Origin of the sequence: Nonomuraea sp. NPDC052116 (genome assembly GCF_040680035.1) — a bacterium.
GTDB lineage: Bacteria > Actinomycetota > Actinomycetes > Streptosporangiales > Streptosporangiaceae > Nonomuraea > Nonomuraea angiospora_A.
The window spans coordinates 13,244-27,126 of record NZ_JBFAWA010000054.1; the positions used below are offsets into that span (position 1 = coordinate 13,244).

Annotated in this window: 13 protein-coding genes; 12 read left to right on the forward strand and 1 reads right to left on the reverse strand. The window is 70.8% G+C overall.

Going from position 1 to position 13,883, the window contains the following annotated elements; translation table 11 throughout:
• Positions 1-99 precede the first annotated feature (99 nt).
• The 9 genes from AB0L65_RS57500 to AB0L65_RS57540 all read left to right on the forward strand — a co-directional run bounded on the left by AB0L65_RS57500 (position 100) and on the right by AB0L65_RS57540 (position 10,785).
• The gene (locus tag AB0L65_RS57500) at positions 100-852 is read left to right on the forward strand and encodes a TIGR03936 family radical SAM-associated protein (RefSeq protein WP_350740726.1); all 753 of its coding nucleotides are present in this window, start codon (positions 100-102) and stop codon (positions 850-852) included.
• 144 nt (positions 853-996) lie between these two features.
• Complete coding sequence (locus AB0L65_RS57505) at positions 997-3,885, forward strand: Rne/Rng family ribonuclease (protein ID WP_364265220.1); 2,889 nt, start codon at positions 997-999, stop codon at positions 3,883-3,885.
• A 213-nt stretch (positions 3,886-4,098) separates the two neighbouring features.
• Positions 4,099-4,401 (forward strand): 50S ribosomal protein L21, encoded by a 303-nt coding sequence (gene rplU, locus AB0L65_RS57510; protein WP_080046162.1) that lies wholly within the window; start codon positions 4,099-4,101, stop codon positions 4,399-4,401.
• 15 nt (positions 4,402-4,416) lie between these two features.
• Positions 4,417-4,674 carry a 50S ribosomal protein L27 gene (gene rpmA / locus AB0L65_RS57515; protein WP_012893687.1) on the forward strand — a complete coding sequence of 86 codons (258 nt, stop codon included), beginning with the start codon at positions 4,417-4,419 and terminating at the stop codon, positions 4,672-4,674.
• A gap of 120 nt (positions 4,675-4,794) precedes the next feature.
• Positions 4,795-6,144 carry a GTPase ObgE gene (obgE, locus tag AB0L65_RS57520; RefSeq protein WP_350740722.1) on the forward strand — a complete coding sequence of 450 codons (1,350 nt, stop codon included), beginning with the start codon at positions 4,795-4,797 and terminating at the stop codon, positions 6,142-6,144.
• A gap of 176 nt (positions 6,145-6,320) precedes the next feature.
• Entirely contained in the window at positions 6,321-7,448 is a 1,128-nt protein-coding gene (proB, locus tag AB0L65_RS57525) for a glutamate 5-kinase (protein ID WP_319712644.1), read from the forward strand.
• 49 nt (positions 7,449-7,497) lie between these two features.
• Positions 7,498-8,772 (forward strand): glutamate-5-semialdehyde dehydrogenase, encoded by a 1,275-nt coding sequence (locus AB0L65_RS57530; protein WP_350740720.1) that lies wholly within the window; start codon positions 7,498-7,500, stop codon positions 8,770-8,772.
• 50 nt (positions 8,773-8,822) lie between these two features.
• Complete coding sequence (locus tag AB0L65_RS57535; RefSeq protein ID WP_350740718.1) at positions 8,823-8,999, forward strand: hypothetical protein; 177 nt, start codon at positions 8,823-8,825, stop codon at positions 8,997-8,999.
• A gap of 82 nt (positions 9,000-9,081) precedes the next feature.
• Entirely contained in the window at positions 9,082-10,785 is a 1,704-nt protein-coding gene (locus AB0L65_RS57540; protein WP_364265223.1) for a protein kinase, read from the forward strand.
• Positions 10,786-10,907: 122 nt separating this feature from the next.
• Here AB0L65_RS57540 and AB0L65_RS57545 read toward each other — a convergent pair whose 3' ends face one another.
• Positions 10,908-11,930: a M48 family metallopeptidase gene (locus tag AB0L65_RS57545; RefSeq protein ID WP_350740714.1), complete on the reverse strand. Its 1,023-nt coding sequence runs from the start codon at positions 11,928-11,930 to the stop codon at positions 10,908-10,910.
• 96 nt (positions 11,931-12,026) lie between these two features.
• Between AB0L65_RS57545 and nadD the strand changes: the two genes are divergently transcribed.
• The 3 genes from nadD to AB0L65_RS57560 all read left to right on the forward strand — a co-directional run bounded on the left by nadD (position 12,027) and on the right by AB0L65_RS57560 (position 13,795).
• Positions 12,027-12,644 carry a nicotinate-nucleotide adenylyltransferase gene (gene nadD / locus AB0L65_RS57550; RefSeq protein ID WP_364265225.1) on the forward strand — a complete coding sequence of 206 codons (618 nt, stop codon included), beginning with the start codon at positions 12,027-12,029 and terminating at the stop codon, positions 12,642-12,644.
• Positions 12,645-12,735: 91 nt separating this feature from the next.
• Positions 12,736-13,131 carry a ribosome silencing factor gene (rsfS, locus tag AB0L65_RS57555; protein ID WP_080046168.1) on the forward strand — a complete coding sequence of 132 codons (396 nt, stop codon included), beginning with the start codon at positions 12,736-12,738 and terminating at the stop codon, positions 13,129-13,131.
• A 34-nt stretch (positions 13,132-13,165) separates the two neighbouring features.
• Entirely contained in the window at positions 13,166-13,795 is a 630-nt protein-coding gene (locus tag AB0L65_RS57560; RefSeq protein ID WP_364265227.1) for a histidine phosphatase family protein, read from the forward strand.
• Positions 13,796-13,883 lie beyond the last annotated feature (88 nt).

A 13,883-nucleotide genomic window follows, 5' to 3' on the forward strand; every position in this document is an offset into this window, starting at 1 on the left:
TTATCCTGAGACGAAGGAACTCTTACAAGGGAAGGACGACAAGCTCTGAAACCTGTTCCCGAAGGGCCTCCGCCCGCGCCCACGGTGCAGCGCCTTCGCGTGCGCTACGCCAAGCGCGGCCGCCTGCGCTTCACCAGCCACCGCGACATTTCGCGGGCCGTTGAGAGAGCGGTTCGCCGTGCCGGCATACCGGTGGCCTACAGCGCAGGTTTCTCGCCCCACCCGAAGATCTCCTACGCGGGCGCGGCGCCGACCGGTGTCGCCAGCGAAGCCGAATATCTCGAGATCGGTGTCACCACGCCGTGCGATCCCGAGCAGGTGAGACAGGACCTGGACGGGTCGCTGCCGCCGGGGCTCGATGTGCTCGACGTTGTGACAGCGGGCCCGGGTGGGCTGGCTGACCGCTTGGAGGTCTCCGACTGGGAGGTGCGGCTGCCCGGTGCCGATCGCGAGCTCGCCGAGGTGGCGGCGGAGAAGTTTCTCGCGGCAGGCGCTGTGGAGGTCGAACGCCTCACCAAGAAGGGCCCCCGTCGCTTCGACGCGCGGGAGGCCGTCCTGGGGCTCACGGTGTCCGAGGGAACAGACAGAACTGCAGCTCAGGTGCTCGGAGGGCCGTGTGTCATACTGCGCATGGTTGTTCGGCACATGACGCCTGCCGTTCGACCCGACGATGTGCTCACAGGGCTGCGCCTTGTGGCCGACTTCGCGCCGCCGGTTCCCCCCGAGGTGACCAGGCTGGCGCAGGGGCCGCTCGACGTCAGCACTGGTGCGCTTGCCGATCCGCTCGACCTGGACCGCGACACCACGCGCGGCGGCGAGGCGGGACCGGCGAGTGAGCACGTCGCCGGTTGAGGAGGTGCCTCGCGCGAGCGGGGCACGACCGCTGACAGGACTTAGCGCCGACACCCCCACCTCGGGGGCGTTGGCGGACAACGAGACACGAGGGCTCCTGCGCGGCGCGGCGACGCGCCCGGGAGCTGACGGGAGAGCGCCCGCATGCTCGAGAACGAGCCCAACGCCGGGGCCATTGGCCCTGACGGGGAGACAATTGAACAGCCAGAGGTGACCCCACGTCGCCGCTCCGCCAGCCGCCCGGCGGGTCCGCCGCCGGAGCCGGAGGAGCCTGTCCACGTTCCGGTCACCACTGCGGCGGCGCAGACCGCGCCGTCGGTGGCTGACGTACAACCGGTGCAGAGCACCGCCGCGCAGCGCGCGGCGGGAGAGCCCGCGCCCGAGATCCGCACCGCCGCGCCCGAGCCGGCGACCGCGCCGGAGAGCCCGGTCGAGGCGGCCGTGGCCGAGACCGTGGCCGAGGCCGTGGCCGAGGAGAAGCCCAAGAGGACCACGCGGACCCGGTCCACCGCCACGACGACGCGGCGCCGTACGACCAAGAAGGCCGCCGAGGCCGAAGCCGAGGCTGCCCCCGTGGTGGAGGAGCCGCCCGCTGAGGCCGCCGAGCCGGTGAAGCGGCGCAGGACGCGCAAGAAGGTGGAAGAGCCCGTCGAGGAGGCCGTCGCAGGCGCTGTGGGGGCGGTGGCCGACTCCGAGAAGGCCGCCGCGAGCGAGGGCCCGGTAGGCAAGGCCGCGACGACGGCGCCGACCGCCGAGGCGGCGCCCGCCCGTGGTGCGCAGGCCGAGGCGAAGCGGGCCGGTGATGTCGAGGCGGCCGAGGATGAGGACATCCTTGAGATCCTGCCCGACAACGAGCCCCTCGACGACGAGCCCGCGGGCGAGGACCTCGACGAGGAGCCCGCACGGTCGAGCCTGCTGTCCGACCCGTTCGGGTTCGCCGCGCGCACGCCGGCCGAGCCCGGCACCGCGTTCCAGCGGCCGGCGGCCATCTTCGCGCCGCTGTTCCAGGCGCCCGACCCCAGCCAGGCCAAGCCCGCCGTCACCCGGCGGGCCGAGGCGCCGCAGCCCGCTCCCGAGCCCGAGGAGGTCGAGGAGCCGGTCGACGAGTCCGCGGTAGAGGACGAGACCGACCTCGACACCTCCGACGAGCAGGAGGAGGAAGAGGGCGCGGGCCGTCGCCGCCGTCGCAGGCGGGGCGGCCGGGGCCGCGGCAAGGCGCGCGAGCGGGACGAGGGTGAGGAAGGCGACGAGCAGGACGAGGAGACCGAGGAGGAGCAGGCCGAGGAGGGCGCCGCTCACGACGAGGAGTCCTCGACCTCGCGCCGCCGCCGTCGCCGTCGCCGCCGGGGCTCCGAGGAGGGCGCCGAGCCGGCCAGCGACGACCCGCCGAACACGGTGGTGCGCATCCGCGCGCCGCGTGCGGGCCGCAGCAGCGGGCTGGAAACCGCGACCGACGGAGTGCAGAGCGTGCGCGGCTCCACCCGGCTCGAGGCCAAGAAGCAGCGCCGCCGCGAGGGGCGCGAGCTGGGCCGCAGGCGTCCGCCGATCATCACGGAGTCGGAGTTCCTGGCCCGCCGCGAGTCCGTCGACCGGATGATGGTGGTGCGCCGCCAGGGCGACCGTACGCAGATCGCGGTCCTGGAGGACGGCGTGCTCGTCGAGCACTACGTCAACCGCGAGGCCAGCCAGTCCTACGTCGGCAACGTCTACCTCGGCAAGGTCCAGAACGTGCTGCCCTCGATGGAGGCGGCGTTCGTGGACATCGGCAAGGGCCGCAACGCCGTCCTGTACGCCGGTGAGGTCAACTTCGACACCGCCGGGCTGGAGGGCCAGCCCAAGCGCATCGAGGCGGCGCTGAAGTCGGGCCAGTCGGTGCTCGTACAGGTCACGAAGGACCCGATCGGGCACAAGGGCGCCCGGCTCACGTCCCAGATCAGCCTGCCCGGGCGCTACCTCGTCTACGTGCCGGACGGGTCGATGACCGGCATCAGCCGCAAGCTGCCCGACAAGGAGCGCACGCGGCTCAAGAGCATCCTGAAGAAGGTCATGCCGGAGAACGCCGGTGTGATCGTGCGTACCGCCGCGGAGGGCGCCTCCGAGGACGAGCTGGCGCGTGACGTGGCCCGCCTGTCCGCCCAGTGGGAGAGCATCCAGAAGAAGGCCAAGTCGGCCAGCCCGCCCGAGCTGCTGTCCGCCGAGCCCGATCTCACGATCCGGGTCGTGCGCGACGTCTTCAACGAGGACTTCACCTCGCTGATCGTGCAGGGCGCCGACGCCTGGGACACGGTGGACGACTACGTCAAGTACGTCGCGCCGCACCTGGGCGAGCGCCTGGCGCGGTGGGACGGCGACCAGGGTGACGTGTTCGAGCACTACCGGATCGACGAGCAGCTCGGCAAGGCGCTGGAGCGCAAGGTCTGGCTGCCCAGCGGCGGCTCGCTGGTGATCGACCGTACTGAGGCGATGACCGTCGTCGACGTCAACACCGGCAAGTTCACCGGGCAGGGCGGCAACCTCGAGGAGACCGTCACCCGCAACAACCTCGAGGCGGCCGAGGAGATCGTGCGCCAGCTCAGGCTGCGCGACATCGGCGGCATCATCGTGATCGACTTCATCGACATGGTGCTGGAGTCCAACCGCGACCTGGTGCTGCGGCGGCTGCTGGAGTGCCTGGCCCGCGACAGGACCAAGCACCAGGTGGCCGAGGTCACCTCGCTGGGCCTGGTCCAGATGACGCGTAAGCGGGTCGGACAGGGGCTGCTGGAGGCCTTCTCCACGCCGTGCGAGTGCTGCAACGGGCGTGGCCTGCTCGTCTCCACGGAGCCGGTCGAGCCCAAGCCTGAGCCGCGCGGCACGCAGGGGAAGATGGCCATCGAGAAGGCGGTCTCCGACAAGGTTTCCGCGGCCAAGGACACCCCGAGCCGTGATACGGTGACCGGTGCGCTTGAAGACGTCCCGGCTGAGGACGACCAGGCCAGCCAGACTTCCGGCAGAGGGCGGCGACGCTCGCGCCGAGCCAAGTCGGCCGAGTAGTTCTCGGCAGGCTTCCGACGTTCCGTCCGGTTCGCCTAGGGGACCGTTAATCCGGTACCCTGGTGTATCGGTGCGTCAGGTGACGTGCCCTGTTGGCGCGCTTACTCGGTTCGTCGGTTTGAGACAGGCCGAATGACAGGCGCAGCATTCGGCGGCCGCCTCTCGATGAGGCGGCTGATGTACGAGACAACAGTGAGTCAGAAGGGTTCCGCGGTGTACGCGATCGTTCGTTGCGGCGGCAGGCAGCAGAAGGTCTCCGTCGGTGACGTCCTCGAGGTGGACAAGGTCGCCGGCGAGGTCGGCTCTTCGGTTTCGCTGCCGACGGTGCTCGTCGTCAACGACGGCGATGTGACCACGGAGGCGGGCAAGTTCACGGTCAACGCCGAGATCCTCGGCGAGACCAAGGGCCCGAAGATCCGGATCCTCAAGTACAAGAACAAGACCGGTTACAAGAAGCGCCAGGGTCACCGTCAGCGGTACACCCAGGTGAAGATCACCGGTATCGAGCAGGCCTGAACGGGAGTTTGAGAGATGGCACACAAGAAGGGCGCGTCGTCCACCCGGAACGGTCGTGACTCCAACGCTCAGCGCCTGGGCGTCAAGCGCTTCGGCGGCCAGCTGGTCAACGCGGGCGAGATCATCGTCCGTCAGCGTGGCACCCACTTCCACCCCGGCGACAACGTGGGGCGTGGCGGCGACGACACGCTGTTCGCGCTGGCGGCCGGGCACGTGCAGTTCGGTGTCAAGCGCGGCCGGCGGGCCGTGAGCATCGTTCCCGTCGCGGAGTAGGGGTTCTTCCTCTCCGTAGACCTTGGGTTTTCTTGCCAAAGGGGTGGATCGCGGTGTCGATCCGCCCCTTTGCTTTTGGCTGACTTCCGCCGGTGGGCGGTGTGTGTGGAGGAGTGCAGAGTGCCGGACTTTGTGGACCAGGTGGTCCTTCATATCGGTGCCGGTGACGGGGGGAACGGGTGCGCCTCCATCCACCGGGAGAAGTTCAAGCCGCTCGGCGGCCCCGACGGCGGCAACGGCGGCCGGGGCGGTGACGTCGTCCTCGAGGTCGACCCCAACACGGCGACGCTGCTCGAGTACCACCGCCGGCCGCACCGCAAGGCCGAGAACGGCAAGCAGGGGCAGGGCTCCAACCGGGACGGGGCCAACGGGCCGGACGTGGTCCTGCCGGTGCCCAACGGCACCGTCGTGAAGAACGCCTCCACGGGTGAGGTGCTGGTCGACCTCGTGGGTGTCGGCACGCGGTACGTCATCGCCGAGGGCGGGCACGGCGGCCTGGGGAACGCCGCCCTCGCCACGACCAGGCGGAAGGCGCCCGGGTTCGCGCTGCTCGGGGAGCCCGGGGACGCGCTCGACGTCATGCTGGAGCTCAAGAGCGTGGCGGACGTGGCGCTGGTCGGGTTCCCGAGCGCCGGCAAGTCCTCGCTGATCGCCGCCCTGAGCGCGGCCAAGCCCAAGATCGCGGACTATCCGTTCACGACCCTGATCCCCAACCTGGGGGTGGTGACCGCGGGGGAGACGGTGTTCACCGTCGCCGACGTGCCCGGTCTGATCCCCGGGGCCTCGCAGGGGAAGGGGCTCGGGCACGAGTTCCTGCGGCACGTCGAGCGGTGCGACATGCTCGTGCACGTCATCGACTGCGCCACCATGGAGCCCGGGCGCGACCCGATCACGGACTACGAGGTCATCGAGTCGGAGCTGCACGCGTACGGGAAGCTGGAGGACCGGCCCCGGCTGGTCGTGCTGAACAAGGCGGACGTGCCCGACGCGCGGGAGCTGGCCGAGCTGGTCAGGCCCGAGTTCGAGGCGCGGGGGCTGCGGGTGTTCACGATCTCCGCCGCCACGCATGACGGGCTGCGGGAGCTCACGTACGCGATGGGCGAGTGGGTCGCCGCGGCCAGGGCCCAGAAGCCGGTCGAGGAGCCCACCAGGCTGGTCATCAGGCCCAAGCAGCTCGGCGAGGCCGGGTTCCGGGTGCGGCGGGTCAACGAGAACCTGTTCCAGATCACCGGCGAGAAGCCGGAGCGGTGGATCAGGCAGACGGACTTCACCAACGACGAGGCCGTGGGCTACCTCGCCGACCGGCTCGAACGGCTCGGCGTGGAGGCGGAGCTGGCCAAGGCCGGCGCCACCGCCGGCGCCGAGGTGGTCATCGGGTCGATGGAGGGCGGCTACGTCTTCGACTGGCAGCCCACGCTCAGCGCCGAGTCCGTACGGCAGGGCCCGCGAGGGTCCGACAACCGCCTCTGACAGGAGCGCCGCGGGCGCATCGATGACCTGAGCGCCGACCGTCCCTGAACTGCGGCGCGGGGTGGGGGCCGTGGAGGTGGCCGCCGTCATGCGCCGGGCCGCCCGGGTGGCGGGCGGGTCTTCGGGCCGTATCCCGCCGGGCTCCGGGACCGAAGGGCCCTCGGGGCTCGGATAGGCTGCCAGACGTGCGGGAACAGATCAGCTCAGCGTCGAAGGTCGTTGTCAAGGTCGGCTCCTCCTCGCTCACCACCCCCCAGGGCACGATCGACGTCGATCGGGTCGACGCCCTTGTGGATGTGCTGGCGGCGCGGCGCCGTACGGGGACCCAGATCGTCCTGGTCTCCTCCGGGGCGATCGCGGCGGGCCTCGGCCCGCTCGGGCTGACCGCGCGACCACGCGACCTGGCCACCCAGCAGGCGGCGGCGTCCGTCGGGCAGGGTGTGCTCGTCGCCCGCTACACCTCCTCCTTCGCCCGCTACTCCCTGCGCGTGGGCCAGGTGCTGCTGACCGCCGACGACATGATGCGGCGCGCCCACCACGCCAACGCCCAGCGCACGCTCGCGCGCCTGCTGGAGCTGGGCATCGTGCCCATCGTCAACGAGAACGACACCGTGGCCACCGACGAGATCCGCTTCGGCGACAACGACCGGCTGGCGGCCCTGGTGGCGCACCTGATCCACGCCGACGCGCTCGTCCTGCTGTCCGATGTCGACGCCCTGTACGACGGCCCGCCCAGCCGCAGCGGCTCCCAGCGCCTGTCGGAGATCCGCGGGCCGGAAGACCTGGTCGGCGTCGAGCTCGGGAAGAACGGCGCGGCGGTGGGCACCGGCGGCATGGTGACCAAGGTGCAGGCCGCCAGGATCGCCACGGGGGCGGGCGTTCCCGTGGTGCTCACGGCGGCCGCTCACGCCGCCCAGGCGCTCGGCGGAGCCGATGTCGGCACCTACTTCCACCCGGGTGGCCGCCATCCCGGCACGCGGCTGCTGTGGCTCGCGCACGCCACCACCGGGCGTGGCCGCCTCCACCTCGACCAGGGGGCGGTGGAGGCCATCGTGGGGCGGCGCAAGTCGCTGCTGCCCGCGGGGGTGACGTCCGTGGAGGGTGAGTTCGCGGCGGGCGATCCGGTGGATCTGTGCGGGCCTCAGGGGCTTGTGGTGGCTCGCGGGCTGGTCAACTTCGACGCCACCGAGATCCCGGGTCTGCTCGGCCGCTCCACCAGGGAGCTGGCCAGCGCGCTCGGTCCGGAATATGAGCGTGAGCTGATCCACCGTGACGACATCGTCATACTGGAAGCTCACAACTAGTCCCCATCCCTGGGGCAACGAGCGTGCTGGGAACGCAGGGAGCGGAGCCATGAGCACAGAGTTCTTGAAGGTCGCCCAGGCGGCGCGAGAGGCCGCCGCCGAGCTGGCCCCGCTGCCGCGGGCGCCGAAGGACCGGGCGCTGCGTGCCGTGGCCGACGCCCTGGTCGCGCACGCGGCGGAGATCGTCGAGGCCAACGCCAAGGACGTCGAGCAGGCCAGGGCACAGGGCACGTCCGAGGCGATGATCGACCGGCTCCGGCTCGACGAGGCCAGGGTCGGCGCCATCGCCGAGGCCGTGCGCCAGGTGGCCGACCTGCCCGACCCGGTCGGCGAGGTCGTCCGCGGCGCCACCCTGCCCAACGGGCTGGAGCTGCGCCAGCTCAGGGTGCCGCTCGGCGTCATCGGCATCATCTACGAGGGCCGCCCCAACGTCACCGTCGACGCCGCCGCGCTCTGCCTCAAGAGCGGCAACGCGGTCCTGCTCAGGGGCTCCTCCAGCGCCTACTCCTCCAACACGGCCCTGGTGAAGGTCATGCAGGACGCGCTGGAGGGCACCGAGGTGCCCGCCGGAGCCGTCCAGCTCGTGCCGGGGCAGACCCGCGACTCGGTCAAGGAGCTCATGCGCGCCCGCGGCCTGGTCGACGTGCTGATCCCGCGCGGGGGCGCCTCGCTGATCAACTCGGTGGTGGAGGAGTCCACGGTGCCGGTGATCGAGACCGGCGTCGGCAACTGCCACGTCTACGTGGACGCCGAGGCCGACGTCGACCTGGCCGTGCAGATCCTGGTCAACGCCAAGGCGCAGCGGCCGTCGGTGTGCAACGCGGCCGAGACGTTCCTCGTCCACGAGGACGTCGCCGACGCGTTCGTGCCGCGGGCGCTGGCGGCGCTCGCCGAGGCGGGCGTGACCGTGCACGGTGACGAGCGCATCGCCGGGCACGGCTCGGGCGTCGTGCCCGTCACCGAGGACGACTTCTACGCCGAATACCTCTCGCTCGACATCGCCGCCGCGGTCGTCGGCTCGCTGGAGGAGGCGGTGGCCCACATCAGGAAGTACGGCTCCGGCCACACCGACGCCATCGTCACCAGGTCGCAGCGGGCGGCGCGCAGGTTCGTGGCGCTGGTCGACTCGGCGGCCGTGGCGGTCAACGCCTCGACGAGGTTCACCGACGGCGGGGAGTTCGGGTTCGGGGCGGAAATCGGCATCTCCACGCAGAAGCTCCACGCGCGCGGCCCGATGGGGCTGCCCGAGCTCACCTCCACCAAGTGGATCTACACCGGTGAGGGGCATTTGCGCACGTCAGAAGGCACGGTGGTGGCCGGTTGATCGGCGTGTCGGCCTGACCGGCGCCGTGGAGCGCAGGTTGACTGAGAGGCATGGAGATTGTCATCGCCCTTGTCTTCTCGGCTGCCGTGCTGTTCGGCGCCGACCGGTTGCTGCTCTGGCTCGAGAGCCGCGGACACGTCCACTGGCGCAGGAAGGGGCGCAGGCAGCTGTCGGACGAGCCCACGGCCCGGCTCGACAGCATGCTCTCCGATCACACTCGCCGATAATCCTTCGGCGTGCCTCAAGCGCCGACAGGGGTCCCAGCGCTAAGGTTAGGTCCCTTATGGGCGGGCCGGGCGGGGAGAGACGGTGAGCAAGCTCGGCAAGATCGGGCCGTACACCCTGGTCGAGCGGCTCGGTCGCGGCGGCATGGGCGAGGTCTACCTCGCGACCACCCGCCGGAGCGAGAGCGTCGCTCTCAAGGTCCTGCACGACCTGGCCGAGGATGAGACCTCCCGTGTCCGGCTGGAGCGCGAGGTCCGGGCGCTGCGCAGGGTCGAGAGCCCGTACGTGGCCAAGGTGCTCGACGCCGACCTGAGCTGCGCCCGCCCGTACCTGGTCATGGAGTACATCGAGGGCGCCACGCTCCTCGACCGCGTACGCCAGAGCGGCGCGCTCGACGTGTCCGACCTCGTGGACCTGGCGCAGGGCATCGCCGCGGCCCTGGCGATCATTCACGCGGCCGGGGTCGTGCACCGGGATCTCAAACCGGGCAACATCATCATGGGCTCCGAGGGGCCCGTGCTCATCGACTTCGGCATCGCGCAGGTGCTCGACGCGACCCGGCTCACCATGACCGGCACGTTCCTCGGCACGCCCGGCTACACCGCGCCGGAGATCTTCGCCGACGAGCAGGTCGACTCGCCCGCCGACGTGCACGCCTGGGCGGCGACGGTGGCGTTCGCGGCGACGGGGCGGCCGACGTTCGGGCGGGGGACGGCCGAGGCGCAGATGTACGCGGTGCTGAACGGGCAGGCCGACCTCAAGGGCGTGCCCGTGGAGCTGCTGCCGCTGGTACGCGCCGCGCTCAACAGGGAGCCGGGCAAGCGCCCCACGGCGGCGTTGCTGGCCGATCGGCTGTCGCGGCTGGCCAGAGCCACCAGCGCGGCCGAGCCTGAGCCCGCCGCCGGGTCCTCGGAGGAGGCCAAGACTGGCCGCGCCACCCCCGAGGAGAAATCCGCCCGGAGCCGGGCGAACACAGATAGTAAGGTGCCCGCACCGCGTACCCGTGCGAACCCCGACACGAAGGGCTCGGCCGTCCGCGCCGACGGCAAGGGCGCCGCGGCGCGGGGCCGTACCGGCACGGATGGGAAGAGCGCCGCGGTCCGCAGTCGCACGGAGGTGCCCGCGCCGCGCGGGCGCACGGGCGCGGCGGACGGGAAGTCCGCTCTCGCGCGTTCCAAGATGACCGCGCCGCGCCAGCGTGCGGCGGCGGCCGTCCGGAGCCGGCCTCAGGTGCGCAAAAAGGCCGGGCTCAGGGCGGAGTCGACCACCACGCTGCCCGCGGGCAACGGCGCCCTGCTGATGCTGGCCGTGCTCGCGGTGCCGTGCGTGGTGACCTCGGTGATCTGGCCGATCGCCTCCATCGCGATCACCACGGTGTTCGTGGTGCTGACCAGGACGCTCTGGATGAGCCACTGGCTGGTCAGGAACCGCAGCTCGCGGCGTACGCGGGTGGCGCTGCGCGTGCTGCTCTTCCCGGTCGCCCTGGTCGGGGCGGCCGCCACCGCCGGCGTGTGGCCGGGCGTGCCGGTCGCGCTGGCGTCGGGCGGCGCGCTCTGGGTGACCGGCGGCGGAGTGATCGACTCCGACTGGTGGCAGCAGCCCGCGCCCGTGACGGTGGCGGGCGTGGTGTTCGGGATGCTGTGTGGTGGTTTCGCCGGGCGCGAGATCGAGCGGATCGGGCATCGGCTGCCCGATCTGCGCAGGGAAGGGCTGCGCGCACTGGCCGTGCTGGGCGGGTTCGTCGCCCTGTGCGCGGCCGCCGTGCGCGCTATCGCTCTCCTGCTCTGACCTGCCGCTCTCCAAGGCAGGCCGAAGCTGCCCCGTGGGGTTCGGAACCCGCCGCTCGTCGCCGATCGCGGTGGGTTTCGCGGCCGATCAAGCTGATCGGCCGCGTACGGCGGTGCGGCAGGTCAGCCCTGGCCGCCGTCGCGGCGCGAGAAGCGGTTGAAGATGCGCTCGCCCGCGTTGACCGCGCCCTCGGCCACGTCGCGCAGGACACCGATGAACGGGTCCTGCGACTGGGACCAGGACGCGCGGTAGGACTCGGCCGCGGCCTTGATCTCGTCGGTCACTCGTGCGTTGGGGTCGTCCTCCCTGCGCGGGTAGTCCCCGCCCAGGATGCGCTCGTACTCGCCGCTGCGCTGCCACTTGTCCAGCTCGGCCACGCGCACCACCGCGAACGGGTGGGTCGTGCCGAGCAGGTTGAGCACCTTGAGGAAGCCGTCGCGAAGGTCGCCCGCGGTGTCGTATTCCTGGTACTGCTCCAGGAACGCCTCGATGTTCATCTCGTGGGTGTAGTCGCCGCCGGCGAGCTTCATCAGCGCCCTCTTGGCCGCCTCGGGGTCCTGGCCGACGAGCAGGCCGCCGCGGTCGGAGGACAGCTCCGACTTGCGGTACCACTCCTCCAGGCCCGCGACGATCGCGCGCAGGCCGATGTAGCCGAGCGGGATCCAGGCGACGCGGGTGGCGAGGCGGGTGAGGATGTCGAGCATCGTCCGGTAGACCGCGTGTCCCGACAGGATGTGGGCGGTCTCGTGGCCGATGACGAAGCGCTGCTCCTCCTCGTTCATGAGGTTGAGCAGGCCGGTGGTCACGACGATGAACGGGTCGTCGAAGCCGATGGCCTTGGCCTGGACCTGCGGATCCTGCTGGATGTAGATCTCGGGGATCCGGTGCAGGTCGAGCGTGTAGGCGGCGTCGCGGCCCATGTCGTAGATGGAGCGGAACTGGGTCTCGCTCACGCGTACGGCAGACGCCAGGTACATCAGGCGCAGCCGGCGCTCGCTGATGAGGCCGGACATCTGCTTGAGAACCGTGTCGAACCCACTCAACTTACGCAGAGCGACCAGGGCGGACCGGTCTGCGGGGTGTTCGTAGGCTCGGGACGAGATGCCGGGCAGTTGGACGCGGTTGCGGTCCGGGGTGGTCGTCATGCCCGGCATGCTACGTCCGCAACGGGAGCGATGCGCGGTCATCACCAAGGGGGGTGCCATCATGTTGTGGTACAAGGTCCGCGTAAGGTCCGTTTCATGATGAATGCACCTGGTGTGCAGGGGAAGCGGCGAGTCGGAGTGATGGGTGGGACGTTCGATCCCATCCACCATGGCCACTTGGTGGCCGCCAGCGAGGTGGCCCACCACTTCGACCTGGACGAAGTCGTGTTCGTGCCGACCGGGCGGCCGTACCAGAAGGCCGAGCGCGAGGTGTCGGCCGCGGAGGACCGCTATCTGATGACGGTCATCGCGACCGCGTCCAATCCCCGGTTCTCGGTGAGCAGGGTGGACGTTGATCGCCCGGGGCCGACGTTCACCATCGATACTTTGCGTGATATTTCGGAAATTTACGGTCCTGGGGTTGAGCTGTATTTCATCACCGGCGCGGACGCGCTCGGCGCCATCCTGGACTGGCAGAACGCGGAGGAGCTGTTCGAGCTGGCCCATTTCGTCGGCTGTACCCGTCCGGGGCACACGCTCCACGATCCCGGGCTGCCGGAGGGGCGCGTGACGTTGCTGGAAATTCCCGCACTGGCCATCTCGTCGTCCGAGTGCCGGCAACGTGTCGCCAAGGGAGAGCCGATTTGGTATCTGGTGCCGGACGGAATCGTCCAGTACATCAACAAACGGGGGCTGTATCACGCGGAAGGATGACGGCCTCCGTGCCATAGGTGAGGGGTTTCGGCCCGGAAGGGTACCCTCAACGTATAGGCATGCTGCCGACACAGGAGGACAGACCCGCATCGTGACCGCATCCGACAGATCCGTCCAGCTCGTGCGCATCGCCGCGGAGGCCGCGGCGGACAAGCTGGCCGATGACATCCTCGCATACGACGTGAGCGAACAGCTCGTCATCACCGACGCCTTCCTGCTCTGCTCCGCCACCAACGACCGCCAGGTACGCGCCATCGTCGACGAGATCGAGGAGCGGCTGCGCACCGAGGCCGACGCCAAGCCCGTGCGCCGAGAGGGCGAGCGCGAGGGCCGCTGGGTGCTGCTCGACTACATCGACATCGTGGTGCACGTCCAGCACGAGGAAGACCGCACGTTCTACGCGCTCGAGCGCCTGTGGAAGGACTGCCCGGCCATCTCGCTGCCGGAGAGCGTCATGCAGGCCAACCTCCAGCGGGCGCGCGCGTGAGCGGGCTCCCCCATCTCGAGTCCGAGCGTTCCGCATGAGCAAGAGGATCGTCTGCCTCCGGCACGGGCAGACCTTGTGGAACGTCGAGCAGCGATTCCAGGGACACTCCGACATCCCCCTCGACGAGACCGGCATCGCGCAGGCCGCCAGGGCGGCGTCGTTGCTGGCCTCCTTGCGGCCCACCCTGATCGTCTCGTCCGATCTCCAGCGCGCCAACGACACGGCGCTGGCGCTCGCGCGGGTCGTCGGGCTGGACGTGAGCGTGGACAAGGACCTCCGCGAGCGCGGGGGCGGCGAATGGGAAGGCCTCACGCGCGACGAGATCGCGTCGCGCTGGCCCGAGGAATACGTGGCCTGGGAGGCGCCGGGTGGAGAGCCCGTCGCCGACGTGGCCACCAGAGTGGCCGCCGCCATGCGGCGCTGGGCGGCCAAGCTCGACGACGACGGCCTGCTGGTCGTGGCCTCCCACGGGGCCGCGCTGCGGCTTGGGATCTGCGAGCTGCTCGGGCTGCCCGAGTCGCTCTGGCCGGCGCTGGGCGGGCTGGGCAACTGCTCGTGGTCGGTGTTGCAGGAGGGGCGCAGGGGATGGCGGTTGCTGGAGCACAACGCCGGGACGCTGCCTGAGCCCGTCCGCAGCGACGACCGGCCGGAGGCCGAGGCATAGCGAGTCCGTACGGCTCGGGGGCCGTACGGCCAGCGCGCTCCGATTAGGCGAATCGGCGCGGATGGCTATATGCTCTCGGAGCGCCGCA